Source organism: Puerhibacterium puerhi (assembly GCF_009846865.1).
Lineage (GTDB): Bacteria > Actinomycetota > Actinomycetes > Actinomycetales > Cellulomonadaceae > Puerhibacterium > Puerhibacterium puerhi.
The window spans coordinates 1-854 of sequence record NZ_WUWN01000094.1; the positions used below are offsets into that span (position 1 = coordinate 1).

Annotated in this window: 1 protein-coding gene; it reads left to right on the forward strand. The window is 74.4% G+C overall.

The genetic code is table 11. The features are described 5' to 3' along the window. Nucleotides 1-849 (forward strand): cobalamin-independent methionine synthase II family protein (locus GSF02_RS18455; RefSeq protein WP_159798821.1); only part of this gene is annotated, 849 nt, incomplete at its 5' end. Nucleotides 850-854: the final 5 nt, after the last annotated feature.

Genomic DNA, 854 nt, shown 5'->3' on the forward strand with positions numbered 1-854 from the left:
TTCGCCGCGGCCTACGGCGACCCGCGCTCGGGCATCCACCTGGCCGACCCGGACCTGCCGCCGCCGGCGTTCCCCACCGCGACCGGCCCGCTGACCTACACCGGCCAGGACGACGTGGCCGCCGACGTCGACAACCTCACCCGGGCGGTGCGCGAGACCGGCGCCGCGGAGGGGTTCGTCGCGGCGCTGTCGCCCGGCTCGGCCGCACGCATCTCCAACCGGTACTACGCCGGCGAGGAGGAGTTCCTGTACGCCTGGGCCGACGTGCTGCGCCAGGAGTACACCGCGATCCTGGACGCCGGGCTGGTGCTGCAGATCGACGACCCGTCGCTGGCCGAGTCGTGGGACCAGGTCAACCCCGAGCCGGCGGTCGAGGACTACCAGCGCTGGCTGCAGGTGCGGGTCGAGGCGCTCAACCACGCCCTGCGCGGCCTGCCCGCCGAGCGGGTGCGGCTGCACGTGTGCTGGGGCTCGTGGCACGGCCCGCACACCACCGACCTGGGCTTCGAGCACATCGTCGACCAGGTGCTGCAGGTGCACGCCGGCGCCTACAGCTTCGAGGCCGCCAACGTGCGCCACGAGCACGAGTGGCGCGTGTGGGCCGAGCGCACCCTGCCCGAGGGCAAGGTCATCCTGCCCGGCGTGGTCTCCCACGCGACCAACGTCGTGGAGCACCCCGAGCTGGTGGCCGACCGCATCGAGCGGTTCGCCCGCCTGGTCGGCCGCGAGAACGTGATCGCCTCCACCGACTGCGGCCTGGGCGGGCGCGTCCACCCCCAGATCGCCTGGGCCAAGCTCGAGACCCTCGCCCGCGGCGCCCAGATCGCCTCGCGCCGCCTGTGGGGCTGAGCGCG